Here is a 26,380-nt window from a genome sequence, read left to right on the forward strand (position 1 = left end):
GCTGGCGACTATTCGAACAGGGCATCCAGCGCCTGCTCCAGGCGCGTCACCCCGATCACTTGCAGCCCCGGTGGCATTTCTTTCGGCGCATTGCCCTTGGGCACGATGGCGCGCTTGAAGCCGTGCTTGGCCGCTTCCTTCAGGCGCTCCTGGCCACTGGGCACCGGGCGCACTTCACCCGACAGACCCACTTCGCCGAACACCAGCAAGTCATGGGGCAACGGCCGGTTGCGCAGGCTGGACATCACCGCCGCCATCAACGCCAGGTCAGATGCGGTTTCCAATACCTTGACCCCGCCCACCACGTTCAGGAACACGTCCTGGTCATGGGTGGGAATGCCGCCGTGGCGGTGCAGCACCGCCAGCAACATCGCCAGGCGGTTCTGATCCAGGCCCAGGGTGACGCGGCGCGGGTTGGCCAGGTGGCTGTCGTCCACCAGCGCCTGCACTTCCACCAGCATCGGCCGGGTGCCTTCCCACGTTGCCATCACCACACTGCCTGGGACTTCTTCCTGGGCGCGGGTCAGGAAAATCGCTGACGGGTTGGAGACTTCTTTCAAGCCGCGGTCAGTCATGGCGAACACACCCAGCTCGTTGACCGCGCCAAACCGGTTCTTCACCGCCCGCAGCAAGCGCAAGCGGCCGTCGGACTCGCCTTCGAAATACAGCACGGTGTCGACCATGTGTTCCAGCACCCGTGGGCCGGCCAGCGCGCCTTCTTTGGTCACGTGGCCCACCAGGAAAATCGCCGTGCCGCTCTGTTTCGCATAGCGCACCAGCAGCGCAGCACTTTCCCGCACCTGGGACACGCCACCCGGCGCCGATTGCAGTTGTTCGGTGAAAATCGTCTGGATCGAGTCGATCACCATCACCTTGGGTTTTTCCAGGCGCGCGGTGGCGATGATGCTTTCGATGCAGGTTTCGGTCATCACCCGCAGTTGGTCCTGGGGCAAGCCCAGGCGGCGCGCACGCATGGCCACCTGCTGCTGGGATTCTTCGCCGGTGACATACAGCGCCGGCATGCGGCTGGCGATGCTGCACAGGGTTTGCAGCAAGATCGTGGATTTACCGATGCCCGGGTCACCGCCAATCAGCACCACAGAGCCGTCCACCAGGCCGCCGCCCAGCACCCGGTCCAGTTCACCGGAAGCGGTGGAGAAACGCGGGATTTCTTCGACGCTGACTTCGGCCAGGGTCTTGATCTGGGTTTGTTGCCCGGTCCAGCCGGACCGACCGCTGGGGGCCACGGCGCCGCCGCTCTCGATCATGGTTTCGGTCAGGGTGTTCCACGCACCGCATTCCGTGCACTGGCCGGCCCACTTGGGAAAGGTCGCGCCGCACTCGGTGCAGCCATACATGCGCTTGGCCTTTGCCATTTGAGAACCTCCAACCGAAAAACCGCGATGATAGCTCAGCGCGGCGCCGGGGTACGGATTTCACCGCTGGCCAAACGTGAAGCGCTGTTACCGATCGGGTCTTCGGCATTCAGATCGGCGCCCTTGGCTTTCAGTTCGTCCAGCAGTTCCACGCGTTTGAACAGCCCGGCATACATGGCCGCCGTTTGTCCGGCGCCGTTGCGCTGGTCGGGGTTGCAGTCGGTGGCCAGCAGGCGCTGGGCGATTTTCAGCTCACCCTTGAAGATCGCGCCCATCAAGGCGGTGTTGCCGCGCTTGTCCTGCACACAGGCATCGGCGCCGGCGGCGAGCAATCGGTCCACATAGGCACTTTCGCCGTGATAGGCGGCGAGAATCAGTGCCGTGTAGCCTTTTTCATCCTGGGTGTTCAGCGAATAGCCGGAGTCGATGAAGGTGTTGAGCATTTCCACGTCGCCACGGCGGGCGGCGTCGAAGTAGTAATCCTGCAGTTGTGTCTTCACCGCTTGCGGGTCGGGTGACTCGGCATGCGCGGTAAAAGCCAGAAAGGCTGTGAATAAAGCGATGTAGATACGCATAGGGTTTCCTCCTGCCAGGTGTCGGCGCCCTTTCGAGCACCGACAGGGCCAACCAATCAGTCAGTCAGTCAGCTTCTCAGCCAATGCCTTGACGCGGGCCAGGTCACCCTTGGCGACTTTGGTCACGCCGGTGCCGTACTCCGGATCCGCCTTGTAGAGGAACGACAGGATGATGTGCTTGCTCTCGTCATCGGTGGTGGCCAGGGAGCCGCCGAAGTTGTCGATCAAGTCCTGACGCTCTTTCTTGTTGAACGAGCGGTACAGGTCGCCGGCCTGCTTGAAGTTCTGCTCACGCTGGATCTTCGCTTGCTGGGTACTGCCCGACAGGGCCGACTGGCTGTACCGCGCGGTTTGCGGCTCTTCCCGTGGCAGCAGGCGGCTTGGCTGGTAGTTCACGCCAGTGGTGGTCTTGCCGAAGTTCATCGCGCCGTCCTGGTTACCGTTGTTGACGGTCACCCGGGGTGCGTTGATCGGCAGTTGCAGGGCGTTTGGCCCCAGGCGGTACATTTGCGTATCGGCATAGGAAAACACTCGGCCTTGCAGCAGGCGGTCTTCCGACGGCTCGATGCCCGGCACCAGGTTGGCCGGCGCCATGGCCACTTGCTCGGTTTCCTGGAAGACGTTGGCCGGGTTTCGGTTCAGCACCATCTGCCCGACTTTGCGTTCAGGCACGTTTGGCCAGATCTTGGTGGCGTCCAGTGGGTCGAAATCAAACTTGGCCAAGTCTTCAGGCTTCAGCACTTGCACATACAGGTCCCACTTGGGGAAGTCGCCTTTATTGATGTGCGTGACCAAATCATTGGTCATATGGCTGTAGTCACGGCCCTGTACTTCAGCTACTTGTTTAGGGTCAAGGTTCTTGATGCCTTGCAGGCTCTTCCAGTGGAACTTGACGTAGTGCACTTCGCCCTTGGCGTTAATCAACTTGTAGGCGTGTACACCGTTACCGTCCATTTCCCGGTAACTGGCTGGAGTACCGGAGTCCGAGTACAACTCGGTCAACGTACGAGTGGACTCCGGAACATGGGAGAAGAAGTCAAAGCGACGGGAATCATCATCCAGGTTAGTGCGCGGGTCTGGTTTAAAAGCGTGAACCATGTCCGGGAACTTGATCGCATCGCGAATGAAGAACGTCGGGAAGTTATTACCGACCAGGTCCCAATTACCTTCGGCGGTGTAGAACTTGGTGGCAAAGCCGCGCGGGTCACGCAGGGTTTCCGGCGAATGGTTACCGTGAACTACCGCAGAAAAACGCACAAATACCGGCGTGGCTTCACCGGCGGCAAATACCTTGGCCTTGGTCAGGTCGCTGAGGTTGTCGGTGACGGTGAAGGTACCGTGGGCACCGGTGCCGCGAGCGTGCACAACACGCTCCGGAATCCGCTCGCGATCAAAGCGCTGCAATTTCTGGATCAGTTGCACGTCTTGCAACAGGACCGGGCCATTCGCACCGGCGGTTTGCGAGTTCTGATTGTCACCGACCGCCGCGCCATTGTCGCGCGTGAGGTTGGCGGCGTGTACGGACAGCGAAAGAAGACTGGCGCTCACTACGAGCAACACCCGTCGCGCAGAAATAGGCCCGCGGCTAATAGGGTTTTTCATCGAGGTTTCCTCTGGTTTTTTTAGTGCACATTGAGTTGTGCTTTCCAGAGGCTAGTGACCTGCGAGTCAGAAGATAAATAGAAAAGCCGTACCAACCCGATTAAAAAAATAGTGTGGTAACCCCATGAAATAGCGGGTATTCCGCGCGCGATTGGTGGCACTTTGCAAACTATTTGCGATTTAATGTGTCGATAAAAACGGACACTGTTAGCAGTTGTGTCGAGCAAGCCTCGCCACACTGTCTTACACTGGCTTCTACCTCCTCATCTGTAACAAGGAATAACCTATGGGCGTGTTAAGTGAGTTCAAGGCCTTCGCGGTCAAAGGTAATGTGGTCGACATGGCCGTCGGTATTATCATCGGTGCCGCCTTCGGCAAAATCGTTTCCTCCTTTGTAGGCGACGTAGTGATGCCACCCATCGGCCTGTTGATCGGGGGCGTCGACTTCGGCGACCTGGCTGTAACGCTCAAAGCTGCCCAGGGCGATGCGCCTGCCGTGGTGCTGGCGTACGGCAAGTTCATCCAGAGCGTGATCGACTTTGTGATCGTCGCGTTTGCGATCTTCATGGGCGTGAAGGCCATCAACCGCCTGAAGCGTGAAGAGGCCGTGGCGCCTAGCCTGCCGCCGGTTCCGACCAAGGAAGAAGTGCTGCTGGGGGAGATCCGCGATCTGCTCAAGGCACAGAACAGCAAGCCCGAGTAAGCTCGGCAAATAAAGTAAAGGCGCCTGCAGGGCGCCTTTGTTTTACCAATAGTTTTCTACCGCGACCTGCCCCGGGCGGCGGGTCAGGCTCAGTTGCATGTCACGCTGTTTCAGCAGCTGACGCGTGTCGTCGATCATCTGCGGGTTACCGCAAATCATCACTCTGGAATGCTCAGGGGTCAGCTCCACACCTGCGGCGCGCTCCAACTCGCCATTCTCGATCAGGGTAGTAATCCGACCGTTCAACGCGCCCGGATGTTGCTCACGGGTGACAATCGGAATGTAAGTGAGCTTGTGGGCGTGCTCTGCCAGGTACTCTCGTTCGCCCAGTTCATGGATCAACGACTGGTAAGCCAGCTCCCTTGCTTCGCGGGCACTATAGACGAGGATAATCCGCTCGAATTTCTCCCACACCTCGAAGTCCTGCAAGATCGACAGAAACGGTGCAATACCGGTCCCGGTGCCCAACAGCCACAGATCACGACCATCCACAAACCGGTCCAGGGTCAAAAAGCCCGTGGCCTGGCGCTCCACCAGCAAGGTATCGCCCTCCCGCAGGCGACTCAGCTCACTGGTGAACTCGCCACCTGGTACCACGATGGAGAAGAAATCCAGGTACTCATCAAAGGGCGAGGACACCACCGAATAAGCACGCCACACAATGCTGCCATCGGCCTTGGTCACCCCCAGGCGCACGAACTGCCCGGCGCGAAAGCGAAAGCCCGGGTCTCGGGTAGTGCGCAGGGTAAACAGGCTGGGGGTCAGCGATTGCACGTCGAGCAGGGTCTGGCGGGTGTATTTTTCAGCACTGGCCGTCATGGGAAACTCCATTTGCAGAGGCCCCTAGTGTCCCTCAAAGCAGCGCCTGGAAACACCAATGGTTTGTGCTGGCATTGCCGCTGCGCAGAGGTCTTGGCCAACGATTTTTCCACAAGCACAAATCGGCAAACGCTGGACGGTACTAAACATTTGGCTATTAGCCGCACTTCGACAAGACGCTAGATGATGAAATGCAACTAAATATTAATAAGTAACACTCACAGCAAGCCCTTCAAAAAAATGGAAAAACCTTTATCGCGCTCGGAAACTTGTACACCGATTTTAATTTGTACAGGTACTCTTTGACTAAAAGCACAGCCGAAAATAACAGAATTTTCATTTCGAACTGTAGCCGTTGTCCTACACTAATTTTTCATGTCGTAACCGGGGGGGACTGGAAGTACCCCATGAAAAAACCGTGCACATGGAGCGTTACCGATGATCAACTGGCACAACACTCGCGTTCCCAAACTCGAAGGCGAAAGCGAAATAACCAGTATGTACGAAGCCGCCCTCAACCTTACCTACGAGCTTGGCTTCCAATACTGCGCATTCACCCTTAGTTCTCATCTACCCAACAACCAAACGAAAACCGTCAACCTCAACAACTATTCAAATGAGTGGAATACGCTGTACAAACAACAACACTACTTTGATCTGGATCCTGTTGTTGCACACTGCAAACGCTCGGTTCTACCCATCGTCTGGGAAGAGAAAATCTTTTCCTCGGTACCGGACTTATGGGTTCATGCCCAAACCCACGGCCTGAATTTCGGATGGACACAGTCGATCCATGACTTCCAGGGTGTTTTCAGCATGCTGACCTTGGCCCGTACCTCCGTCCCTGTGGGACCTGAAGAACTCTATGAAAAAGCCGGGCAAGTACTCTGGATTTGCCACGCGATGCATGCGGTCGTCGCAAAAAAGTATGCTGACGCTCCTAGCCCGCAAGCCCCCAGTAAATTGACCCCGCGGGAAACCGAAATCCTGCAATGGTCGGCCATGGGCAAGACCGCCTCCGACATCGCCACCATCCTGTGCCTTTCCGAACGCACGGTCGGTTTCCATATCAGCAGTGCAATGAAGAAACTCGGGGTCAGTAACAAGATTGCCGCAGTGATCACGGCAGTGAAATGCGGGTTGTTTTAAACACCGAATGTAATCCAGGGGAAAAAAACGTAACATTTGCGACCAGTTCCCGGTGATGACGCGAGTGCCTGATGAGCCTCCTGTCGCCGTTCACCCCGATGGTTCGCTTACCCAGAGTCTCCCCTGCCATGCCCCTGCTCGACAGCCCCTTCGCCCAACTCGACCTGATCCGTCAGCCAGAACAGCACAACGACCCGCTGCAAGCGTTTGATGCAGCCGATGAGTACTTGCTCAGCTACCTGGCGGAACAACAGCTGACGCCGGCGACCCGCGTACTGGTGCTCAACGACAGTTTCGGCGCCCTGGCGGCCAGCCTCGAAGGGCATGTGCAGTTGACATCCAGTGGTGACTCGTTCCTCGGTGCCCTGGGCCTGGAGAAGAACCTGGCGCGCAACGGCAAGACCTTCGACGCGGTAACGTTCCTGCCCGCCAGCCAGACCCCAGCCGGGCCGTTCGACCGCGTACTGATCCGCGTGCCGAAGACTCTGGCCCTGCTCGAAGAACAACTGATTCGCCTGCAAGGCCAGCTGGCACCTGGCGCCGAGGTCATTGCTGGGGCGATGGTCAAGCACTTGCCTCGCGCCGCCGGTGAATTGCTGGAGCGCTTTATCGGGCCGATGCACGCCTCTCTTGCGGTCAAGAAGGCCCGCCTGCTGATCGCCACCCTGACCGACCGGCCGCACGCAGTATCGCCCTACCCGACGCGCTACAGCCTGGACACCCCGGCCATCGAACTGCTCAACCACGCCAACGTGTTCTGCCGCGAAGGCCTGGACATCGGCACCCGGGCCTTCCTGCCGCACTTGCCACAAAACCTGGGCAGCGCCCGCGTGGCAGACCTGGGATGCGGCAACGGTGTGTTGGCGATTGCCAGCGCGCTGCAAAACCCCGAGGCGCAGTACACGCTGGTGGATGAGTCCTATATGGCGGTGCAATCGGCCGCCGAGAACTGGCGCGCGGCCCTGGGCGAGCGCGACGTGCTGATTCGCCCCGGCGACGGCCTGGCCGATCAGGAGCCGCAATCACTGGACGTGGTGCTGTGCAATCCGCCGTTCCACCAGCAGCAAGTGGTGGGTGATTTCCTCGCCTGGCGCATGTTCCAGCAGGCACGGGAAGCGCTGGTAGTAGGCGGCGCCCTGTATATCGTCGGCAACCGGCACTTGGGTTATCACAGCAAGCTGGCGCGTTTGTTCCGCGGTGTCGAGCAAGTGGCGGCGACGCCGAAGTTCGTGATTCTCAAGGCGCGCAAATAAAAAAGCCCTCCATAAAGGAGGGCAATATTTACAACGGGATGTCAGTGGGTGGTCAGGCCCGCGGCATTCATGAACATGCGCATCAGGTTGGCCACCACGAACAGGGCCAGGACGCTGCCGGTCCAGATCATCGCCAGCCAGCCCAGACGCTGCCAGAGCGGCTTTTTCTCGGCCTGTTCGATGTCGTGCAACGAAGGTTTGCCGGACATGAGTCAATCCTCCTAGTGATAACCGTCTTCGTGGGTGACCTTGCCGCGGAACACGTAGTAGCTCCAGAAGGTGTAGCCCAGGATGAACGGGATGATGAACAAGGTGCCCACCAGCATGAAGCCCTGGCTTTGCGGCGGCGCGGCGGCGTCCCAGATCGATACCGATGGCGGGATGATATTCGGCCACAGGCTGATCCCCAGACCGCTGTAGCCGAGGAAGATCAGCACCAGCGTCAGCAGGAACGGCGTGTAATGCGCATTACGGGCCACGGCGCGAATCAGGCCGTACATGGTCACCAGCACCAGAATCGGCACCGGCAGGAACCAGAACAGATTCGGCAGGGTGAACCAGCGCGAGGCGATTTCCGGATGAGCCAGCGGCGTCCACAGGCTGACGATACCGATCACCGCCAGCACCACGAATGCCAGGGGCCGCGCGAGGTTGTGCATCTTCTCCTGCAAGCTGCCTTCGGTCTTCATGATCAGCCAGGTGCAACCCAGCAGCGCATACGCCACGATCAAGGCCACCCCGCAGAACATCGTGAACGGCGTCAGCCAATCCAGTGAACCGCCGGCAAACTGGCGGTCGACCACCGGGATGCCATCGATGAACGCCCCCAGCGCTACGCCCTGGAAGAACGTCGCCGCCAGCGAGCCGCCGATGAAGGCCTTGTCCCACAGGTGACGCTTGTCGTCCTTGGCCTTGAAGCGGAATTCAAACGCCACGCCGCGAAAGATCAGCCCAATCAGCATCAGCATCAGCGGCAGGTACAGCGCCGAGAGCACCACCGAATAGGCCAGCGGGAAGGCGCCAAACAACGCCGCGCCGCCGAGTACCAGCCAGGTTTCGTTGCCGTCCCACACGGGGGCGACGGTGTTCATCATCACGTCACGGTCAGTCTTGCCCGGGATGAACGGGAAGAGAATGCCGATCCCCAGGTCGAAGCCGTCCATGACCACGTACATCATGATGCCGAAGATGATGATCACGGCCCAGATCAGCGGAAGATCAATACCCATGGCTCAGTTCCCCTTGTTCAAGGTGTCGCCGTGATCGGCATCGGCACTGTCATCAGCCGCCGACAACGGACGCGCCGGTGTGCGTTTCTGCCCAGGACCACCGTGAGTAGGCTCGGTGCTTTCGTGGGTCACAGGCCCTTTGCGCACCAGGCGCATCATGTAGCCCAGGCCCGCGCCGAACAGCGCGAAATACACCACCACAAACAAAACCAACGTGATGCTCATCTGCGCAAAGCTGTGGTTGGACGAAGCATCCGCCGTGCGCATCAGCCCGTAGACCACCCACGGCTGCCGGCCGATTTCGGTGGTGAACCAACCGGCGAGAATCGCGATCAGGCCGGACGGGCCCATCCACAGCGCCAGGTACAGGAACGGCTTGGACGTGTACATCTTGTCGCCACGGCGCAGCCAGAGGCTGAACAGGCCGGTGAAGATCATCAGGAAGCCCAGGCCCACCATGACCCGGAACGACCAGAACACAATGGTCGAATTCGGACGATCCTCAGGCGGGAAGTCCTTGAGGGCCGGCACCTGCTTGTCCAGGGAGTGAGTCAGGATCAGGCTGCCGAGGTACGGGATTTCCACCGCGAACTTGGTTTTTTCAGCTTTCATGTCCGGCCAGCCGAACAGGATCAACGGGGTGGGCTCGTCGCCGATATTCTCCCAGTGGCCTTCAATCGCGGCGATCTTCGCCGGCTGATGCTTGAGGGTATTCAGGCCGTGGAAGTCACCGATGACCGCCTGGATCGGCGCGACAATCAGCGCCATCCACATCGCCATCGACAGCATGGTGCGGATCGCCGGGTTGTCCTTGCCGCGCAGCAAGTGCCAGGCCGCCGAAGAACCGACGAAGAACGCGGTCGCGACGAAGGCTGCCGTGGCCATGTGCATCAGGCGGTAGGGGAACGACGGGTTGAAAATCACGGCCAGCCAGTCGGTAGGAATCACCCGGCCATCAATGATTTCAAAACCCTGTGGCGTCTGCATCCAGCTGTTGGAGGCGAGAATCCAGAAGGTCGAGATCAGCGTGCCGACGGCCACCATCACCGTGGCGAAGAAGTGCAGCTTGCGTCCGACCTTGTTCCAGCCGAACAGCATGACTCCCAGGAAGCCGGCTTCAAGGAAGAATGCCGTGAGCACTTCATAGGTCAGCAACGGCCCGGTGACGGCACCGGCGAAGTCCGAGAAGCGGCTCCAGTTGGTGCCGAACTGATAGGCCATGACCAGACCGGAGACCACGCCCATGCCGAAGTTGACGGCAAAGATCTTCGACCAGAAATGGTAGAGGTCACGGTAGGTGTCGTTGTTGGTCTTGAGCCACAGGCCTTCCAGCACCGCAAGGTAACTGGCCAGGCCGATGGTGATGGCCGGGAACAGGATATGGAATGAGATGGTGAACGCGAATTGAATTCGGGCGAGATCTAGCGCCTCCAAACCGAACATAAGTCTTCCTCTGTCAGGTAATACAGAATGCTGGCTGGAGGCCTGCACCCACTGCCCCCACGGATATGGAGTGTGGCGAATTCAAATTCGTTTCTTTTTATAACCAACCACGCAGGGATTCTGGCCTTGCGGCCGCCAGAGCAATCCCGGCGAAGGTTTTGATCTGGATCAAGCATTGCTGAAAGAGTAGTCCCATTTTCGCGAGAGCAAGGCGTGGTCTTTTGCCGCGTGACAGGTTGCCTCAGTGGTGAGTAAGGGTTGTGTGGGGGGAGATTGGGCTTGCGTTGGGTGTATATCCGTTATTTGGGTGATGGCTGGTATGGGTTCCGCTCTTACAGCCAGCCCTTTCAAGGTCTTTGGAAAAAGCCTCAAAACATGATCATTTTTTGACCAAAAGAGATGTTGACTGAACCAAATTCAACTCGTTTTTTTCTTAATTTCAGCCTGGAATAGGCGTAGGACGCGATTTAGGCAAAGACCTTGAAAGGGCTGGCTCTTACAGCGGCTCACTTTTGAACAGCGCAAAAGTAAGCAAAACGCTCTTGCCCCACCACTCGGCACCTCGCCTAGGCTCGGTGTGCCCTCAGCTCCGGCAGCACGAAGCGGGCCGCCGCGACGGGGCGTCCCTGCCCCGTCGCGGCTAAACCGGCGTCCTGCCGGTTTACCCGCTCCGTACTGCCTACGTTCGGCCAGCGTGGTTTAACGGGGCGCCTAAGATCAAGATCAAAAGCAGATCAAGGGCACAGCGGCCTACAGGCCGGCTTGAGTGTGGTGAAGCAACAGCAAAAGCTAAAGCGGGCACGCTCCCACAGAAAAGCAGCTCTGTTTTCGCTCTGGATCTTGCCTCTGCTTCTAACACTCAAGCCGGCCGGTAGGCCGCTGTGCTCTGGCTTTTGATCTGCTTTTGATTTTGATCTGCGGGCCCCGTTAACCACGATGGCCGCAAGCAGGCACGGTGGAGCGGGTAAATCGGCAGGGAAGCCGATTTAGCCGCGCCGGGCCATGGATGGCCCGTCGCGGCGGCCCGCGGAATCGGGCCGGAGTGCGGGCATGCCGAGCCTAGGCGAGGCACCGAGTGGTGGGGCAAAGACCTTTTGGTTACTTTTGGGGCGTTTGCCAAAAGTGACCCGCTGTAAGAGCGGAACCATAGGTGGCCGTTACCGAAGAAACGGATATGTACTCAGCCAGACTGAACATATCTCATCCCCCCAACCCACCACGCAACTATTGGTTACAAGTTGGTGATAACCTCACCGTTCCCCCACCCAGACCCGTCTCCCCGATGCCCAGTGAACCCGCGCTGCTGTTACGTCATCACCGCCCTTTCATCGCGTTCTGGCTGGCGCGGATCTTCACCGCCAGCGGCTTCCAGATGCTCACCGTGGCCATCGGCTGGAACCTCTACCAACTGACCGGCAACGTGCTGGACCTGGGTTTGGTCGGCCTGGTGGAATTCGTCCCGCGGGTGCTGTTCATGCTGCACACCGGCCATGTGGCCGACCGCTATGAACGGCGCAAGGTCGCAGCCATCTGCCAAACCGTTCAAGCGTTGATCGCGCTGTCCCTGGCGATCGGCGGACTGACCGGCAATGTCACCCGCGAGATGATTTTTATCCTGGCGTTCCTGCTGGGCGCAGCCCGCTCGTTTGAAATGCCCACCACCCAGGCCATGCTGCCGAGCATCGTGCCCACCGCACTGTTTCCCCGCGCGGTGGCGTCGTCGCAGTCGGCACAGCAATTGGCCACCATTGTGGCGCCGGCCCTGGGCGGTTTGTTATACGCCTTCGGCAGCGTCTGGGTGTACGGCCCCACGGTGGTGCTGTACCTGATCGCCTGCGTGCTGACCCTCAACCTGCCTGCACGCCAGACGCCGCTGAACAAGGCCAAGGCGACCATGGATTCGTTGCTGGCCGGGATTCGTTTTATCCGCAGTCGGCCAGACATCCTCGGGGCGATTTCCCTGGACCTGTTTGCCGTACTGCTGGGCGGCGCCACCGCGTTGCTGCCGGTGTTTGCCAAGGACATTCTGCTGACCGGCCCATGGGGCCTCGGGCTGCTGCGTTCGGCGCCAGCGGTCGGGGCATTGTTGATGTCGTTGTGGCTGGCACGGTTTGCCGTGGACCGGCATGTCGGGCGGATCATGTTTACGGCGGTTGGGGTGTTTGGCGTAGCCACCATTGCATTCGGCCTGTCGACCTCGTTCTGGTTCTCCCTGGCCGTGCTGGTGGTATTGGGCGCAGCGGACATGATCAGCATGGTGATCCGCGCCTCGTTCGTGCAACTGGAAACCCCGGATGAAATGCGCGGCCGGGTGAGCGCGGTCAACGGGCTGTTTATCGGCGCGTCGAATCAGTTGGGCGAGTTTGAGTCCGGGATTACCGCCCACTGGTTCGGCACCGTACCCGCCGTGGTCATGGGCGGCATCGGCACGCTGTTGGTGACCGGGGTCTGGATCAAACTGTTCCCGACCCTGGCCAACCGCGACCGCATGCATGTGCCGGTGGAAGAACCCGCCAAGGTTTAGAACACCTTGTCGAGGGTGACGGGAAAGTCCCGCACCCGCTTGCCGGTGGCGTGATACACCGCGTTGGCCACCGCAGCGGCAACCCCGACAATCCCGATCTCGCCGACGCCCTTGGAACCCAGGGCGTTGACGATCTCGTCGTGTTCTTCGACAAACAGCACATCAATCTCGCCGATATCCGCGTTTACCGGGATGTGGTACTCGGCCAGGCTGTGGTTCATATAGCGGCCTAATTGATGGTCAATTTGGGTCTCCTCATGCAACGCCATGCCGATGCCCCAGACCACACCGCCGAGAATCTGGCTGCGGGCCATCTTCGGATTAACCACCCGCCCGGCCGCAACCGCACTGACCACCCGGCTGACCTTGATAGTGCCCAGGTCCTCATCCACCCGCACTTCGACGAACACTGCTGAATGCGTCGCTGAGGCATAGCCTTCGCGCTGTTTGCCTGGCTCGCAGTCAACCTGCACCTCCAGTGCTTGCTCGCCGCTGTCCTGTACCAGCTGCGCCAGGGAGATGCGCTGGTCCCCGGCATGCAACTGGCCATTCTCGAAGCGCGCCGACTCTGCATCTTTAAAAGCCGGATACGTCTTGCGCGCAATATCCAACAGCTTGGCATTCAACGCCTCGCACGCCTGCTGCACCGCGCTGCCCACCGACGACACGGTAAACGAGCCACCCTGCAGCGGCGCCGTCGGCAATGATGAATCCCCCAGCAGAAACGTCACGTCGCCTACCGGTACGCCGCTGGCCTGGGCCGCAATCTGGGTCATGACCGTGTAAGTGCCGGTGCCGATATCGGTGGTGGCACTGCTGACCGTGAGTTTGCCCAGGTGATCGATTCGCGCCTTGGCGCTGGCCTTCATTTGCATCGCTTCCCATACGCCGCCGGCCATGCCCCAACCGATCAGTTGGCGACCGTCGCGCATGCTCCGTGGTTCCGGGTTGCGCTGGCTCCAGCCGAAACGCTCGGCACCTTCGCTGTAGCACTCACGCAAGGCTTTGCTGGACCAGGGCTTGTCTTCGTTCTGATTGCGCTCGGCGTAGTTAATCAGCCGCAGTTGCACCGGGTCGATGCCCAGGGCGCAGGCCAGTTCGTCCATGGCGCACTCCAGGCCGATCACCCCGAGCGCCGCGCCGGGTGCGCGCATGTCCAACGGCGTGAACACATCCAGCGGCACCAGTTTGTAGGTCAACAGCACGTTATCGCAGTGATAGAGCATGCCGCTCCACTCCACCACGTGCTCACTGAAATCCTCGAAGCGCGAGGTCTGGCCGATGGCGGTGTGGCCCAGGGCGAGCAAGCGACCATTCGCGGCTGCGCCCAATTGCAGGCGCTGCAAGGTGCGCGGGCGATAGCCAAAAGTGAACATCTGCTGGCGTGTAAGAGTGACGCTCACCGAACGCTTCAGGGCCAGCGATGCCATGACTGCCAGCGGCAGTTGGTACTGCGGCCGCAAGCCTGAACCGAAGGCACCACCGACAAACGCAGCGAAGATTCGCACCTGGCTCTTATCCAGGCCGAAGACTTTCTGCACGTAAGCCTGGCAGTTCTGCGGGCCCTGGGTCTTGTCGTGGATATGCAAGGTGCCGTCCGGCTGATACAGCACGGTGCTGGCGTGTGGCTCCATCGGGTTGTGGTGCTCGATAGGCGTGCTGTAGTGCAGGTCCAGGCTCGTGGCGGCGCCGGTCCATTCGGCCTGGAAGTTGCCGCGCGGCTTGGGCGGTGTTTGCGGCGATGGGTGGGCCTGGTCCTGCAAGGCCAACAGGTCGGTCTCGGAGGGCTCGGCGGCATATTCGATCTCAACCAAAGAGCCGGCATGACGCGCCAATTCCAGGTTATCGGCAATCACCAATGCCAACGGCTGGCCGCTATACAGCACGCGGTCGTTGTACAGCGGGCGAAATGGCGAGCCGTCGGCGGCATCGGCATCGGCGTAGCTGTCGTCGTAACTGGCGAGTTTCGGGCGGTTGAGGTGATCAAGCACCATCACTACCCCGGGCAGCGCCAGGGCTTTGGAAGCATCGATGCGGACAACCCGGCCCTTGGCGATGTTGCTCGACACCACGCTGCCGTGCAGCAGGCCATCCTCGGGGAATTCTCCGGTATATCGCGCTTGCCCGGTCACTTTGAGCAGACCGTCCACCCGGTCCAACGGCTTGCCGATCGCACTCATGATGTGGCTCCCGCAACAGCGGCATCGCTCAGGGCACGAATGATCGCGCGGCGTGCCAGTTTGATCTTGAAGCCGTTGTGTTCCAGCGGCTCGGCGTCCAGCAGCAAGGTTTCGGCGGCAGTGCTGAAGGTTTCGCGGCTGATGGACTGGCCGATCAGCGCGGCTTCCACCGCGCGGTCACGCCAGGGCTTGTGGGCGACGCCGCCAAGGGCCAGGCGCGCGTCTACGATCACATCGCCTTCCAGTTCCAGCGCTGCCGCAACGGATACCAAAGCGAATGCATAAGAAGCGCGGTCACGGATCTTCAGGTAGTGGCTGTGGGCAGCCAGGTGGTCAGCGGGCAACTCGATCGCAGTGATCAACTCATCATCGGCCAACTGGTTATCCCGCTGGGGCGTATCCCCCGGCAACCGATGAAAGTCGGCGAACTCGATGACCCGCGCACCGCCCCGACCCTGCACATGCACCCTGGCATCCAGCGCGGCCAGGGCCACGCACATGTCCGAAGGATGGGTGGCGACACACTGATCGCTGGCGCCGAGAATCGCATGGATACGATTCAACCCGACCCGCGCCGGGCAACCGCTGCCGGGCTCGCGTTTGTTGCAGGGCACGGCGGCGTCATAGAAGTAGTAGCAACGGGTGCGTTGCAACAGGTTGCCGCCGGTGCTGGCCATGTTGCGCAATTGCGGCGAGGCGCCGGCAAGGATGGCTTGGGATAACAACGGGTAGCGTTGTTCGATCAGTGGGTGCCACGCGAGGTCGGCGTTGCTCACCAGGGCGCCGATCATCAGGCCACCTTCAGTGGTTTCTTCCACCTCGCGAAGCGGCAGGCCGGTGATATCGATCAGGTGCTCGGGGCGGCTGATGTTTTCTTTCATCAAGTCCAACAGGTTGGTACCACCGGCAATAAACCGCGATTCCGGACTGACCAGGTGCACCGCCTCCTGCACATCCAGCGGTTTGCTGTAATGGAAGGGATTCATTGCTCACCTCCCTGCGCACGGCACGCCGGCAAGGCTTCTTCGATGGCATCGCGGATGTTGTTGTAGGCGCCGCAGCGGCACAAGTTGCCGCTCATCAGTTCCTGGATTTGCGCGGTGTCGTGGGCACGGCCTTCACGGGCCAGGCCCACCGCCGAGCAAATCTGCCCCGGCGTGCAGTAACCACACTGAAAGGCGTCGTGTTTGATAAAGGCCTTTTGCATCGGGTGCAGGTCTTCGCCCGAGGCCAGGCCTTCGATGGTGGTCAATTCGGCACCGTCGCACATAACCGCCAGGGTCAGGCACGCGTTCACCCGTTTACCGTTGAGCAACACGGTGCAGGCGCCGCACTGGCCGTGGTCGCAGCCCTTCTTGGTGCCGGTCAGGTCCAGTTGCTCGCGCAGCAGGTCCAGCAGGGTGGTCCAGGGCAATACATCCAGTTGGATGTCCCGGCGATTGAGGGTCATGCGTATCGGATGGCTGACGAACGGCTTGGCCGCCGCGCCGGTGGGGGTCGCGCTCATAAACACCTCACGGATTGGTGTGCAATCGCGGCGTTCGGAAAAGTCGCCGTCTTAGCGGTCCGACTTCCGGAGTTTATGAGCGTTCAAGGCAATTGATGGGTGGCGATCAGCGAATGCTGAGGGTGGTGACCAATTGGTTGCGCGGTGGGTTGATCGAGGTGTTGCTGTACTGGAACGTGCCGCCGGCTTCGACTTCCAGTTGGAACGTATAGATGTAGCCCATCAACGTTCCCGCGCCGCTGCACGCCTGGCTGATGGAGCCGACCTGGCAGATGGCGGTGCTGGTGCCGGACACCGGCGCGCCGTCGAAAAACGCCTGGGAGCTGTTGCCCAGGCCGACTTCCATCACGTACACCAGCGTCTGCCCACGGTGCGTGCACATCTGGGTGCTGGCCGCCCGTTCAGGGATGGTTTCCGTGCAATTGGCCGACTGCACCTTGAACACCCGCACCTCGCTCAATGCCGGTGCAGGCGCGCCCCACGCCGGTGCTGCACCGAGCCACAGGCCGATACAACCGAACAGAGCTAGACTCCAGGCGCTGGCTTTTTTCATGCTGTCGATGACCCTGTAATAAACGTCGGCGCAGTATGCCTCAAGGCCATGATCAAGCCTATGCGCCACTGGCCCTCGGCTGCTGGTATGATGCGCCGCTTTTTCCGATCCTCTCTGGAACCACAGCCGCTTGGCGCAGTTTGTGCTTTGACTTAGAGGTCAACAAATAACGACGCAAAATAGCGTCACAGGGAGCAGGCATGCTGGAAAAGCTGTTTCAACTCAAGGCACACAACACGAATGTGCGCACCGAGATTCTCGCGGGCGTCACCACCTTCCTGGCCATGGCCTACATCCTGTTCGTCAACCCGAGCATCCTCGGCGAGACCGGCATGGACAAGGGCGCGGTCTTTGTCGCGACCTGCCTCGCGGCGGCCATCGGTTCCACCGTGATGGGCCTGATCGCCAACTACCCGATTGCCCTGGCACCGGGCATGGGCCTCAACGCGTTCTTCACCTACACCGTCGTCCTGCACATGGGCCATACCTGGCAAGTGGCGCTGGGTGCCGTGTTCATCTCGGCGGTGCTGTTCTTCCTGCTGTCGATCTTCCGCATCCGTGAATGGATCATCAACAGCATCCCGCTGCCGCTGCGCTCGGCGATTGCGGCGGGTATCGGCCTGTTCCTGGCGTTGATCGCCCTGCACAACGCCGGCATCGTGGTCAGCAACCCGGCCACCATGGTGGGCCTGGGCGACCTGAAACAACCGGCACCGATCCTCGCCACCCTCGGTTTCGCGCTGATCGTTGCGCTGGAAGCCCTGAAAGTGCGCGGCGCAGTGTTGATCGGCATTCTGGTGGTGACCATCGCCTCCATCGCTCTGGGTTTTACCCCGTTCGGCGGCGTGATGTCGATGCCACCTTCGCTGGCCCCGACCTTCCTGCAACTGGACATCAAAGGCGCCCTGGACATCGGTCTGGTGAGCGTGATCTTCGCGTTCCTGTTCGTCGACCTGTTTGACAACTCCGGCACCCTGATCGGCGTCGCCAAGCGCGCGGGTCTGATGGGCAAGGACGGCCACATGCCGAAAATGGGCCGTGCGCTGATCGCTGACAGTACTGCGGCCATGGCCGGCTCGCTGCTGGGCACCTCGACCACCACCAGCTACATCGAATCGGCTGCGGGCGTGAGCGCCGGTGGCCGTACCGGTTTGACCGCGGTTGTGGTCGCGATCCTGTTCCTGCTGGCGCTGTTCTTCTCGCCACTGGCGGCCAGCGTTCCGGCCTTCGCCACCGCACCGGCGCTGTTGTTTGTTGCCGTACTGATGACCTCGGGCCTGGCCGAAATCGACTGGGACGACATCACCGTCGCCGCGCCGGTGGTGATCACCGCCCTGGCGATGCCATTCACTTATTCCATCGCCAACGGCATTGCCTTCGGTTTCATCGCCTGGACCGCCATCAAGCTGCTTTCGGGCCGCTACCGTGAGCTGAACCCGGCGCTGGTGATCCTGTCGATTCTGTTCGTGATCAAGCTGGGCTGGTTCAACGCATGACTTTTGACGCCGCAAGCTACACCGTTCAACTGGAAGAAAAGGTCACGCGCTTGCGTGACCTGCTGGCGCCGTTCGACGCGCCGGAGCCTCAGGTTTTCGACTCGCCGTTGCAGAACTTCCGCTTGCGGGCGGAGTTCCGCCTGTGGCGCGAAGAGGGTCAGCGCCACTACGCGATGTTCTCCCAGGACGACAAGCGCACGCCGATCCTCATCGAAGAGTTCCCGATTGCCAGCCTGCGCATCAACCAGTTGATGCCGCAGCTCAAGGCCGCCTGGCAAGCCAGCGCCGCCCTGAGCCACAAGCTGTTCCAGGTGGAGTTCCTCACCACCCTGGCCGGCGACGCGATGATCACCCTGTGTTATCACCGCCCGCTGGATGAGCATTGGCATACGGCAGCGAATAAGCTGGCGGCTGATCTGAATGTCAGCATCGTCGGCCGTTCGAAGGGCAAGCGTGACGTGATCGGCCGCGATTACGTGGTCGAGAAACTCGACGTCGGCGGTCGCGCCTTCAGCTATCGCCAGCCTGAAGGCGCGTTCACCCAGCCCAACGGCACCGTGAACCAGAAGATGCTCAACTGGGCGTACGACGCTTTGGGCGAGCGCAGTGATGACTTGCTCGAGCTGTATTGCGGCAACGGCAACTTCACCCTGCCCCTGGCCACCCGCGTGCGCAAAGTGCTGGCCACCGAAATCAGCAAGACCTCGGTGAATGCAGCCCTGAGCAACCTCGATGAAAACGCGGTGGATAACGTCACCCTGGTGCGCTTGTCTGCTGAAGAACTGACCGAAGCCCTGAACGAAGTGCGGCCGTTCCGACGCCTGCACGGCATCGACCTCAAGAGCTACGAATTTGGCAGCGTGTTCGTCGACCCGCCGCGTGCCGGGATGGACCCGGACACCTGCGAGCTGACCCGGCGCTTCGAGAACATCCTGTACATCTCCTGCAACCCGGAGACGCTGGCGGCGAACATTGCGCAACTGCATGACACGCACCGGATTACCAAGTGCGCGTTGTTTGACCAGTTTCCGTGGACGCACCATATGGAATCGGGTGTGTTGCTGACACGGCGGTAAGTAACCAGGTGTGGGAGCTGTCCAGCTCTCACATTGGATCCTCATACATCAGTTGAATCAGCGTCCTCCAAAACCTCCTTGCGTGGCCGGCCGCCCTTCTTGCCATTGGCTCGGGCGGCGGCGGATTTGGCAGCGCTGCTCTTGCGACCGTTGCTGGAGGCTACCAGGCTCGTAGCCAGGGCCATTAACGGCTGGCTTGTGGCGATAAGGCCCGTGATGGAAACATCCAGGTCCTGGGCCTCACAGCAAAGCGCCTTTCCACCAAAACCGACCTCCAATTGCTGGAAATCCTGCAAGCTGAACCCTTCGAATTCCGGCAGCCCCGCCACAGGCAACATGACGCGACTGCCGTCGCTGAAACCAATGGATATGCAGTCATTTTCATAACGCACATTGCTGGCGTTAGCGTACAGACGCGTTGACCTGCGTCCTCGGTCTATTGCCTTGTCGATATCGGCCTCGGTGATCGGTACATACGGTAAAACTTTGGCCTTTACGATTTTTTTCATAAATCGATCTCCACAAAACCCGGCGCCCTGACCAGATTCAAAATTGTTTTCTGCCCCACAACATCGTGCCGGGCACGTGCAATCACATAAACGCCCCGCTGAATGATCAACCCGGGCAACACCTCACCGGCTTCCCAATCCCAGGAATGGTTTTCCAGGCAGATCGTTTGCAGTTTTTCCCACCAGATCCTTCGCGCCCGCGCCAGGTAATGCGGTTGCATGAGGGTGTGGCGAATCCCTTCAAGAATCGACACCGATGGCCGACGCCGTTCGGGGTCTACATCCCACAACGCCACATGCCCATCCAGAAAACTGAAACGAAACCGCGCATCCCATTCCTTGCCGGCCACATGCACATGAGGCGGGCAATGCTCATCCCTGAGAAACACCGCAATCACATGTCCTTTGTAAGTGCCTACCTTCATCGCAACCCATCCGTTAGGTTATTTTCCGCCAGGTAACACTTTTCCTCATGCACCCGACAACCGGCTCCTCTTGCTGGAGATACCGTCACAGGCTAGTTGCAGGCGCTAGTTCGTCGACTGCCGGGTTGTAACCGCTCATGGAAAGAGGGAACAACGCCCAGAAAACGAGCCACCGAGTTACACCTGCTTTCAATTGGCGTTCGGTAATCGAACGGTTCCCACCCAGGCGATTGACCAAATTAACCATTCAGTACATTTTATCGGCATACATAAAAACAACAGTGGAGAACCCTTCATGCCCCCTATCGTGCTGGTGCTCAACGGCCCCAATCTCAACCTGCTCGGCACTCGCGAGCCCGCCACTTATGGCCACGAAACCCTGGCCGACGTCGCCGCCCTGTGTGGCCGCAGCGCCGAACAGCTGGGACTGAAAGTCGAATTCCGCCAGACCAACCACGAAGGCGAATTGCTGGACTGGATCCACGGCGCCCGCGCCCGTTGCGCCGGCATCGTGATCAACCCCGCGGCCTGGACCCACACCTCGGTGGCGATCCGCGACGCGCTGGTGGCCAGTGAAGTGCCGGTGATCGAAGTGCATTTGTCCAACGTGCATGCCCGGGAAGCGTTCCGTCATCACTCGTTTGTGTCGCCGATTGCCAAGGCGGTGCTGGCCGGTTTTGGCAGCCATGGTTATCACCTGGCCCTCGAACATTTCAGCAAGACCTTGAAGGGATGAACCCGGTGTCCAAACGTCGAATTCTCGCCGGCCTGATAGGCGCCGGCATCCAGGCTTCCCGCACCCCGCCCCTGCACGAGCACGAAGGTGACGCCCAGGGCTTGCGTTACCTGTATCGGCTGATCGACCTTGATCAGTTGCAGACAGATACCCGCGCCCTGCCCGACCTGTTGATGGCCGCCGAGCAGATGCACTTCACCGGCTTGAACATCACCTACCCGTGCAAGCAGGCGATCCTGCCGCTGCTGGACGAACTGTCGCCCGAAGCGCGGGGCATCGGCGCGGTGAATACCGTGGTGCTTTGCGACGGTAAACGCATCGGCCACAACACCGACTGCCTGGGCTTTGCCGAAGGTTTTCGTCGCGGCTTGAATGATGTGGCTCGCACGTTCGTGGTGCAGATGGGCGCGGGCGGTGCCGGGGCGGCAGTGGCCCATGCGCTGCTGGGCGAAGGCGTGGAACGCTTGAGTATCTTCGACGTGGATGCCGAACGCGCCCGCAGCCTGGCGGACAACCTCAACCAGCATTTCGGCGCTGGTCGGGCCCAGGCCGGCAATGACCTGGAAAGCGCCATGGCCGAAGCCGACGGCCTGGTGAATACCACACCCATGGGCATGGCCAAGCTGCCGGGCATGCCCGTACCGCTGGACACCTTGCGCGCCGACTTGTGGGTAGCGGAGATTGTGTATTTCCCGCTGGAAACCGAACTGCTGCGCAACGCCCGTGCCTTGGGCTGCCGCACCCTGGATGGCGGCAACATGGCGGTGTTTCAGGCGGTGAAGGCGTTTGAGTTGTTCACTGGCGAAGTGGCGGATGCCGAGAGAATGCTCGCGCACTTCGGAAGCATGAACATCTAGCTGCAGAAACGGGATCAAAAATGTGGGAGCGGGCTTGCTCGCGAATGCGGTGGCTCAGTAAAACATCCGGTGGCTGACACTCCGCATTCGCGAGCAAGCCCGCTCCCACATTTGACCGAGTTGTTCCATTAACTGTGTCAGCTCAGGCCTGCAAATAGCGCAACACCGACTCGCAGATCATCGCCCGATGCCGCTGCTTGACCGCCTCATCCGACAACTCGATCTGAAAGATCTCGCTGAAGGTGTGGCGGTTGGACACTCGATAAAARCTGAACGAGTTGATCAGCAAGTGCACGTCCAGCGGCTCCAGCCCTTCACGGAACAACCCCATCTCCGCACCCCGGCGCAACGTAGTGCCGAGGGCTTCGAGGATGTTGCTGTTCATCGCCTTGATCGACGTCGACTGCTTTACGTACTCGGCGTTGTGGATGTTCTCGATGCTCACGATCCGCACAAAATCCACGTTCTGATCGTGGTGATCAAAGGTGAACTCCACCAGCCGGCGAATCGCTTCCCGAGGCTCCAGGGCCGTCAGGTTCATACGGGTCTCGGTGTTGCGAATGTCGCCGTAGAGCTTCTCCAGCACCTCGACGTAGAGCTGCTCCTTGCTGCCGAAGTAGTAATAGATCATGCGCTTGGAGGTCTGGATACGCTCCGCGATCGCGTCCACTCGGGCGCCGGACAGGCCCTGCTGAACAAACTCGACGATGGCTTCCTGGAGAATGTTCTCGCGGGTCTTTTCCGGGTTGTTCTTGCGGCTCTTGCGCGGCGCAGTGGCCGCGGCGGGAAGCTCGGAAGTCAGGGTCATGGTGCGCTCACGGCCTTAGGTGCAGGCGGTGATTATGGGCCGCGCCGCACGCCGAAGGAAGCGCCAGCACCTTACAACCTGGCCTGGCGCGCCGCACCGCTGCGGGACTTGGCCATGGCCGCCAGGCGCACCGCCACGTTGGCCGCGCCGTAACCGGTGTAACCGTTCTTGCGCTGGATGATCTCGAAGAAAAACCGGCCTTCGAACGGCTCGGTGTAAACGTGAAACAGCTCACCGCCCTGGGCATCGCGGTCGTACAGCACGTTGTAGTACGCCAGCTGACTGAGGAACTCGTCGTCGAAATCAAACCGCGCTGCCAGGTCATCGTAGTAGTTCAGCGGAATATCCAGCAGCGGCACGCCGGCGTCCTTGGCCCGGCTGACCTCGGCGAAAATGTCTGCGCAGTCGAAGGCAATGTGGTGCACGCCCGAGCCTCGATAGCTCGACAGCGCGTGGGAAATCGCGGTGTTGCGGTTCTCGGAAATATTCAGCGGCAGGCGAATCGAGCTGCAGCGACTGCGCAGTGCCCGGCTTTTCACCAGGCCGTAGGGGTCGGGCAGCACCACTTCATCATCGGCCTCGAAATCCAGCAGGCTTTTGTAGAACAGCACCCAGCTGTCGAGGCTGTCGGCGGGCAAGGCCATCGCCATGTGGTCGATGCGCAGCAGGCCGCCGCTGGCAGCGCTTGCGGGTTGCAGGTTGAAGTCGGTGTCGTACAGGCCGCCTTCGTTCTGATCGACGAGGTAGATCAGGCTGCCATCTGGTGCACGAACGGCCGCCAGCTCCAGCTCGTTGGGGCCGACCAGGCCACGATACGGCTGGCCCTTGTAGGCCACCGCTCGTTCCAGGGCCTTGGCGCTGTCCTTCACGCGGATCGCCGTGGCGCACAACGACGGACCGTGGGCCTCGAAGAAGTTGTGGGCGAAGGAATAGGGTTCGCAATTGAGGATCAGGTTGATATCACCCTGGCGCAGCAGGCTCACGCTTTTGGAGCGATGCTGCCCGGCCTTGACGAAGCCCAGGCGCTCCAGCCATGAGGTGAGCTTGGCACCGAGGTTTTCATCCACGGCAAATTCCAGGAATTCAATACCGTCGTATTCGCTGGCGGCCGGGGTTTCAAACAGAATCTCGGGGATCGGTTTGGCTTCCTCCGCCAGCCGCTGCCGTGTCTTCTCTTCGAGGTACAGCAGCGAGCGCAGGCCGTCGGCGGCGTTGGCCCGGGTCGGCGCGGCGCGGAAGCCGTCGTTGAAGATTTCCAACGACAACGGCCCCGTGTAGCCGCTCTTGATGATTGGGGCGAGAAAGCCCGCCAGGTCGAATTCGCCTTGCCCGGGGAAGCAGCGGAAATGCCGGCTCCACTCCAGTACATCCATGGCCAGGATCGGCGCGTCGGCCATCTGCACAAAGAAGATCTTGTCGCCGGGAATCTCGGCGATGGTGCTCGGATTGCCCTTGAGGGACAGCGTGTGGAAGCTGTCGAGCAACACGCCCAGGCTCGGGTGATCGATCTTGCGCACTAGGTTCCACACCTGTTGCCAGGTGTTGACGTGCCGGCCCCAGGCCAACGCTTCATAGCCAATGCGCAGGCCACGCCGGCCAGCGTGTTCGGCCAGCAGGCTCAAGTCATCCAGCAGAATGCTTTCATCGCCAACGGAATCGGCTGACGCGTTACTGCACACCAGCACCAGGTCGGTGCCCAGTTCCTGCATCAAGTCGAACTTGCGCTCGGCCCGCTCCAGATTGCGCGCCAGGCGGTCGCGGCGGCAGCCTTCAAAATCCCGAAAGGGCTGGAACAAGGTGATGGCAATGCCGAGGTCGGCGCACATCTGCCTAACTTCACGCGGGCTGCCGTCGTAATACAGCAGATCGTTTTCGAAGATTTCCACGCCGTCAAACCCGGCGGCCGCGATGGCTTCGAGTTTTTCCGGCAGGGTTCCGCTCAAGGAAACGGTGGCGATGGAGCGTTGCATGGGGCGACTCCCGGCATTGAGGCATGTCTTATTTACGGCAAATTATTGGCCGCTAGACTCGACACAGCAATTGAAATGTACGAACCGGTTAGTTTTATGGGCGATTATCGAACAGAATGGCAATCAGCGAATTGACGATTTTTTAGCCACTGCTCACCATCGACAGCACATTGAGTCCCGCTCTGGTTGAGTGGCCTCGGTTAACCAAGACCCTGAACACACCATAAAAATTTCAAAAAAACGGGTACTTCCTCATGCCTTCGCAAAATCCCGCCGTGGCCGTGCGCCACAGCAATCCCCATAGCGGCATCGGCGACAAAATCCGTGGCGCCATGGCTGTCGGTAAAACCCGCTGGGGCATGCTGGCCCTGGTGTTTTTCGCCACCACCCTGAACTACATCGACCGCGCCGCCCTCGGCGTGATGCAGCCGATCCTGGCCAAGGAAATGAGCTGGACGGCGATGGACTACGCCAACATCAACTTCTGGTTCCAGGTGGGTTACGCCATCGGCTTTGTGCTGCAAGGCCGGTTGATCGACCGGGTCGGCGTCAAGCGCGTGTTTTTCTGCGCGGTGCTGCTGTGGAGCCTGGCCACCGGCGCCCATGGCCTGGCCACTTCGGCCGTAGGCTTTATGGTGTGTCGGTTCATTCTCGGTTTGACCGAAGCTGCCAACTACCCGGCCTGCGTCAAGACCACTCGCCTGTGGTTCCCTGCTGGCGAGCGGGCAGTGGCCACCGGGATCTTCAATGCCGGCACCAACGTCGGCGCGATGATGACGCCGATGCTGCTGCCGCTGATCCTCCATGTATGGGGCTGGCAGGCCGCGTTCCTGTGCATGTCGGCACTGGGTGCGATCTGGCTGGTGTTCTGGGGTTTGAAGTACTACAACCCGGAAGACCACCCGAGCGTGAAGCAATCGGAACTGGACTACGTGCAGCAGGAAGTCGAGCCAGAACAACCCCGCGTGCCGTTCAGCCGCATCCTGCGCATGCGCGGCACCTGGGCCTTCGCCCTCGCCTACTCGTTGACCGCACCGGTGTTCTGGTTCTACCTGTACTGGCTGCCGCCGTTCCTGAATCAGCAATACAACCTGGGCATCAACGTGACCCAGATGGGCATCCCGCTGATCATCATTTACCTGACGGCGGACTTCGGCAGCATCGGCGGCGGGATTCTGTCTTCGTTCCTGATCGGCCGTGGGATGAATCCGATCAAGGCGCGGCTGTTATCCATGCTGCTGTTCGCGTGCTGCATCGTCGGGGTGATCATGGCCGCCGGTTCCAGCCAGTTGTGGGTCGCGGTGTTTGCCATCTCCCTGGCCATCGGCGCGCACCAGGCCTGGACGGCCAACATCTGGAGCCTGGTGATGGACTACACACCCAAGCACATGATGAGCACGGTGTTTGGCTTTGGCGGCATGTGCGCGGCCATCGGCGGGATGTTCATGACCCAGATCGTCGGCCATATCCTGACCGTGACCAACAACAACTACACGGTGCTGTTCACCCTGATTCCGGCGATGTATTTCATCGCGCTGATCTGGATGTACTTTATGGCGCCGCGCAAGATTCCGACCGTCGAGGCCTGAT

At 60.3% G+C, this 26,380-nt stretch carries 24 protein-coding genes; 9 read left to right on the forward strand and 15 right to left on the reverse strand.

Annotation, left to right across the window (positions count from 1 at the left end; genetic code table 11):
- Positions 1 to 8: 8 nt before the first annotated feature.
- The 3 genes from radA to katB are packed head-to-tail and all read right to left on the reverse strand — an operon-like array spanning position 9 to position 3,553.
- Positions 9 to 1,376, reverse strand: a complete 1,368-nt coding sequence (gene radA / locus AU074_RS06545) for a DNA repair protein RadA (protein ID WP_003215821.1) — start codon at positions 1,374 to 1,376, stop codon at positions 9 to 11.
- A 35-nt stretch (positions 1,377 to 1,411) separates the two neighbouring features.
- Positions 1,412 to 1,951 carry an ankyrin repeat domain-containing protein gene (locus AU074_RS06550; RefSeq protein WP_076014032.1) on the reverse strand — a complete coding sequence of 180 codons (540 nt, stop codon included), beginning with the start codon at positions 1,949 to 1,951 and terminating at the stop codon, positions 1,412 to 1,414.
- A 60-nt stretch (positions 1,952 to 2,011) separates the two neighbouring features.
- Positions 2,012 to 3,553 (reverse strand): catalase KatB, encoded by a 1,542-nt coding sequence (gene katB / locus AU074_RS06555; RefSeq protein ID WP_076014033.1) that lies wholly within the window; start codon positions 3,551 to 3,553, stop codon positions 2,012 to 2,014.
- A 286-nt stretch (positions 3,554 to 3,839) separates the two neighbouring features.
- Between katB and mscL the strand changes: the two genes are divergently transcribed.
- Positions 3,840 to 4,256, forward strand: a complete 417-nt coding sequence (gene mscL, locus AU074_RS06560; protein ID WP_003215816.1) for a large-conductance mechanosensitive channel protein MscL — start codon at positions 3,840 to 3,842, stop codon at positions 4,254 to 4,256.
- 42 nt (positions 4,257 to 4,298) lie between these two features.
- Here the strand turns inward: mscL and AU074_RS06565 are convergent, their stop codons facing one another.
- The gene (locus AU074_RS06565) at positions 4,299 to 5,075 is read right to left on the reverse strand and encodes a ferredoxin--NADP reductase (protein WP_076014034.1); all 777 of its coding nucleotides are present in this window, start codon (positions 5,073 to 5,075) and stop codon (positions 4,299 to 4,301) included.
- A gap of 438 nt (positions 5,076 to 5,513) precedes the next feature.
- Between AU074_RS06565 and AU074_RS06570 the strand changes: the two genes are divergently transcribed.
- Complete coding sequence (locus AU074_RS06570; protein WP_076014035.1) at positions 5,514 to 6,224, forward strand: LuxR family transcriptional regulator; 711 nt, start codon at positions 5,514 to 5,516, stop codon at positions 6,222 to 6,224.
- A 128-nt stretch (positions 6,225 to 6,352) separates the two neighbouring features.
- Positions 6,353 to 7,477, forward strand: a complete 1,125-nt coding sequence (locus AU074_RS06575) for a methyltransferase (protein WP_076014036.1) — start codon at positions 6,353 to 6,355, stop codon at positions 7,475 to 7,477.
- 41 nt (positions 7,478 to 7,518) lie between these two features.
- Here AU074_RS06575 and AU074_RS06580 read toward each other — a convergent pair whose 3' ends face one another.
- From AU074_RS06580 to AU074_RS06590, 3 genes are read right to left on the reverse strand one after another with little or no spacing between them, the layout of a single operon-like run.
- A complete protein-coding gene (locus AU074_RS06580) occupies positions 7,519 to 7,686 on the reverse strand; it encodes a DUF2474 domain-containing protein (protein WP_076014037.1) in 168 nt (55 codons plus the stop codon).
- Between the two features lie 12 nt (positions 7,687 to 7,698).
- Complete coding sequence (gene cydB, locus AU074_RS06585; RefSeq protein WP_008432810.1) at positions 7,699 to 8,706, reverse strand: cytochrome d ubiquinol oxidase subunit II; 1,008 nt, start codon at positions 8,704 to 8,706, stop codon at positions 7,699 to 7,701.
- 3 nt (positions 8,707 to 8,709) lie between these two features.
- Complete coding sequence (locus tag AU074_RS06590) at positions 8,710 to 10,149, reverse strand: cytochrome ubiquinol oxidase subunit I (protein ID WP_076014038.1); 1,440 nt, start codon at positions 10,147 to 10,149, stop codon at positions 8,710 to 8,712.
- Between the two features lie 1,282 nt (positions 10,150 to 11,431).
- Between AU074_RS06590 and AU074_RS06595 the strand changes: the two genes are divergently transcribed.
- Positions 11,432 to 12,673 (forward strand): MFS transporter, encoded by a 1,242-nt coding sequence (locus AU074_RS06595; RefSeq protein ID WP_076014039.1) that lies wholly within the window; start codon positions 11,432 to 11,434, stop codon positions 12,671 to 12,673.
- On the opposite strand, the gene AU074_RS06600 is transcribed toward AU074_RS06595, so the two are convergent.
- From AU074_RS06600 to AU074_RS06615, 4 genes are all read right to left on the reverse strand, one after another.
- Positions 12,670 to 14,853, reverse strand: a complete 2,184-nt coding sequence (locus AU074_RS06600) for a xanthine dehydrogenase family protein molybdopterin-binding subunit (RefSeq protein ID WP_076014040.1) — start codon at positions 14,851 to 14,853, stop codon at positions 12,670 to 12,672. The two genes, AU074_RS06595 and AU074_RS06600, sit on opposite strands and share 4 nt — an antisense overlap.
- Positions 14,850 to 15,839 carry a xanthine dehydrogenase family protein subunit M gene (locus AU074_RS06605; RefSeq protein ID WP_076014041.1) on the reverse strand — a complete coding sequence of 330 codons (990 nt, stop codon included), beginning with the start codon at positions 15,837 to 15,839 and terminating at the stop codon, positions 14,850 to 14,852. The genes AU074_RS06600 and AU074_RS06605 overlap by 4 nt, the downstream gene beginning before the upstream one ends.
- Positions 15,836 to 16,360, reverse strand: a complete 525-nt coding sequence (locus tag AU074_RS06610) for a (2Fe-2S)-binding protein (RefSeq protein ID WP_076014042.1) — start codon at positions 16,358 to 16,360, stop codon at positions 15,836 to 15,838. The genes AU074_RS06605 and AU074_RS06610 overlap by 4 nt, the downstream gene beginning before the upstream one ends.
- A gap of 106 nt (positions 16,361 to 16,466) precedes the next feature.
- Entirely contained in the window at positions 16,467 to 16,913 is a 447-nt protein-coding gene (locus tag AU074_RS06615) for a DUF4879 domain-containing protein (protein WP_076014043.1), read from the reverse strand.
- 200 nt (positions 16,914 to 17,113) lie between these two features.
- Between AU074_RS06615 and AU074_RS06620 the strand changes: the two genes are divergently transcribed.
- Positions 17,114 to 18,409 carry an NCS2 family permease gene (locus AU074_RS06620; RefSeq protein WP_063026981.1) on the forward strand — a complete coding sequence of 432 codons (1,296 nt, stop codon included), beginning with the start codon at positions 17,114 to 17,116 and terminating at the stop codon, positions 18,407 to 18,409.
- The gene (trmA, locus tag AU074_RS06625) at positions 18,406 to 19,485 is read left to right on the forward strand and encodes a tRNA (uridine(54)-C5)-methyltransferase TrmA (protein WP_076014044.1); all 1,080 of its coding nucleotides are present in this window, start codon (positions 18,406 to 18,408) and stop codon (positions 19,483 to 19,485) included. Before AU074_RS06620 ends, trmA begins: the two co-directional genes overlap by 4 nt.
- A 41-nt stretch (positions 19,486 to 19,526) precedes the next feature.
- Here trmA and AU074_RS06630 read toward each other — a convergent pair whose 3' ends face one another.
- Entirely contained in the window at positions 19,527 to 19,994 is a 468-nt protein-coding gene (locus AU074_RS06630) for a DUF2442 domain-containing protein (RefSeq protein WP_076014045.1), read from the reverse strand.
- Entirely contained in the window at positions 19,991 to 20,419 is a 429-nt protein-coding gene (locus tag AU074_RS06635; RefSeq protein WP_076014046.1) for a DUF4160 domain-containing protein, read from the reverse strand. Before AU074_RS06635 ends, AU074_RS06630 begins: the two co-directional genes overlap by 4 nt.
- 295 nt (positions 20,420 to 20,714) lie before the next feature.
- Between AU074_RS06635 and aroQ the strand changes: the two genes are divergently transcribed.
- Entirely contained in the window at positions 20,715 to 21,155 is a 441-nt protein-coding gene (gene aroQ / locus AU074_RS06640) for a type II 3-dehydroquinate dehydratase (protein ID WP_017477859.1), read from the forward strand.
- Positions 21,152 to 22,012 (forward strand): shikimate dehydrogenase, encoded by an 861-nt coding sequence (locus AU074_RS06645; RefSeq protein WP_076014047.1) that lies wholly within the window; start codon positions 21,152 to 21,154, stop codon positions 22,010 to 22,012. The genes aroQ and AU074_RS06645 overlap by 4 nt, the downstream gene beginning before the upstream one ends.
- A gap of 142 nt (positions 22,013 to 22,154) precedes the next feature.
- Here the strand turns inward: AU074_RS06645 and AU074_RS06650 are convergent, their stop codons facing one another.
- A complete protein-coding gene (locus AU074_RS06650) occupies positions 22,155 to 22,820 on the reverse strand; it encodes a TetR/AcrR family transcriptional regulator (protein ID WP_076014048.1) in 666 nt (221 codons plus the stop codon).
- A 71-nt stretch (positions 22,821 to 22,891) separates the two neighbouring features.
- Positions 22,892 to 24,790 (reverse strand): 3-dehydroshikimate dehydratase QuiC, encoded by a 1,899-nt coding sequence (quiC, locus tag AU074_RS06655; protein WP_076014049.1) that lies wholly within the window; start codon positions 24,788 to 24,790, stop codon positions 22,892 to 22,894.
- A 254-nt stretch (positions 24,791 to 25,044) separates the two neighbouring features.
- Here quiC and AU074_RS06660 point away from each other — a divergent pair, with 254 nt between their 5' ends.
- Positions 25,045 to 26,379 carry an MFS transporter gene (locus tag AU074_RS06660; protein WP_076014050.1) on the forward strand — a complete coding sequence of 445 codons (1,335 nt, stop codon included), beginning with the start codon at positions 25,045 to 25,047 and terminating at the stop codon, positions 26,377 to 26,379.
- Position 26,380 lies beyond the last annotated feature (1 nt).

The sequence above is a fragment of the Pseudomonas sp. ATCC PTA-122608 genome (genome assembly GCF_001952855.1).
GTDB lineage: Bacteria > Pseudomonadota > Gammaproteobacteria > Pseudomonadales > Pseudomonadaceae > Aquipseudomonas.

Bases quoted from the DNA above. Each gene is read 5' to 3' on its own strand.
- radA (WP_003215821.1), bottom strand. From the start codon at position 1,376: ATGGCAAAGGCCAAGCGCATGTATGGCTGCACCGAGTGCGGCGCGACC.
- AU074_RS06550 (WP_076014032.1), bottom strand. From the start codon at position 1,951: ATGCGTATCTACATCGCTTTATTCACAGCCTTTCTGGCTTTTACCGCG.
- katB (WP_076014033.1), bottom strand. From the start codon at position 3,553: ATGAAAAACCCTATTAGCCGCGGGCCTATTTCTGCGCGACGGGTGTTG.
- mscL (WP_003215816.1), top strand. From the start codon at position 3,840: ATGGGCGTGTTAAGTGAGTTCAAGGCCTTCGCGGTCAAAGGTAATGTG.
- AU074_RS06565 (WP_076014034.1), bottom strand. From the start codon at position 5,075: ATGACGGCCAGTGCTGAAAAATACACCCGCCAGACCCTGCTCGACGTG.
- AU074_RS06570 (WP_076014035.1), top strand. From the start codon at position 5,514: ATGATCAACTGGCACAACACTCGCGTTCCCAAACTCGAAGGCGAAAGC.
- AU074_RS06575 (WP_076014036.1), top strand. From the start codon at position 6,353: ATGCCCCTGCTCGACAGCCCCTTCGCCCAACTCGACCTGATCCGTCAG.
- AU074_RS06580 (WP_076014037.1), bottom strand. From the start codon at position 7,686: ATGTCCGGCAAACCTTCGTTGCACGACATCGAACAGGCCGAGAAAAAG.
- cydB (WP_008432810.1), bottom strand. From the start codon at position 8,706: ATGGGTATTGATCTTCCGCTGATCTGGGCCGTGATCATCATCTTCGGC.
- AU074_RS06590 (WP_076014038.1), bottom strand. From the start codon at position 10,149: ATGTTCGGTTTGGAGGCGCTAGATCTCGCCCGAATTCAATTCGCGTTC.
- AU074_RS06595 (WP_076014039.1), top strand. From the start codon at position 11,432: ATGCCCAGTGAACCCGCGCTGCTGTTACGTCATCACCGCCCTTTCATC.
- AU074_RS06600 (WP_076014040.1), bottom strand. From the start codon at position 14,853: ATGAGTGCGATCGGCAAGCCGTTGGACCGGGTGGACGGTCTGCTCAAA.
- AU074_RS06605 (WP_076014041.1), bottom strand. From the start codon at position 15,839: ATGAATCCCTTCCATTACAGCAAACCGCTGGATGTGCAGGAGGCGGTG.
- AU074_RS06610 (WP_076014042.1), bottom strand. From the start codon at position 16,360: ATGAGCGCGACCCCCACCGGCGCGGCGGCCAAGCCGTTCGTCAGCCAT.
- AU074_RS06615 (WP_076014043.1), bottom strand. From the start codon at position 16,913: ATGAAAAAAGCCAGCGCCTGGAGTCTAGCTCTGTTCGGTTGTATCGGC.
- AU074_RS06620 (WP_063026981.1), top strand. From the start codon at position 17,114: ATGCTGGAAAAGCTGTTTCAACTCAAGGCACACAACACGAATGTGCGC.
- trmA (WP_076014044.1), top strand. From the start codon at position 18,406: ATGACTTTTGACGCCGCAAGCTACACCGTTCAACTGGAAGAAAAGGTC.
- AU074_RS06630 (WP_076014045.1), bottom strand. From the start codon at position 19,994: ATGAAAAAAATCGTAAAGGCCAAAGTTTTACCGTATGTACCGATCACC.
- AU074_RS06635 (WP_076014046.1), bottom strand. From the start codon at position 20,419: ATGAAGGTAGGCACTTACAAAGGACATGTGATTGCGGTGTTTCTCAGG.
- aroQ (WP_017477859.1), top strand. From the start codon at position 20,715: ATGCCCCCTATCGTGCTGGTGCTCAACGGCCCCAATCTCAACCTGCTC.
- AU074_RS06645 (WP_076014047.1), top strand. From the start codon at position 21,152: ATGAACCCGGTGTCCAAACGTCGAATTCTCGCCGGCCTGATAGGCGCC.
- quiC (WP_076014049.1), bottom strand. From the start codon at position 24,790: ATGCAACGCTCCATCGCCACCGTTTCCTTGAGCGGAACCCTGCCGGAA.
- AU074_RS06660 (WP_076014050.1), top strand. From the start codon at position 25,045: ATGCCTTCGCAAAATCCCGCCGTGGCCGTGCGCCACAGCAATCCCCAT.